Source organism: Streptomyces sp. E2N166 (assembly GCF_003671715.1).
Classification (GTDB): domain Bacteria; phylum Actinomycetota; class Actinomycetes; order Streptomycetales; family Streptomycetaceae; genus Streptomyces; species Streptomyces thinghirensis.
Genome location: NZ_RAIF01000051.1, coordinates 1 through 204 on the forward strand (window position 1 = coordinate 1; position 204 = coordinate 204).

Here is a 204-nt window from a genome sequence, read left to right on the forward strand (position 1 = left end):
GACTCGCTTTCGCTACGGCTTCCCCACCCGGGTTAACCTCGCAACACACCGCAAACTCGCAGGCTCATTCTTCAAAAGGCACGCAGTCACGACGCAAGGACAAGTCCTTGCGCGACGCTCCCACGGCTTGTAGGCACACGGTTTCAGGTACTATTTCACTCCGCTCCCGCGGTACTTTTCACCATTCCCTCACGGTACTATCCG

General features: G+C 57.4%; 1 rRNA gene. It reads right to left on the reverse strand.

Annotated elements, in window-relative coordinates:
- A 23S ribosomal RNA gene (locus EBH09_RS37385) occupies positions 1–204 on the reverse strand; the annotation flags it as partial.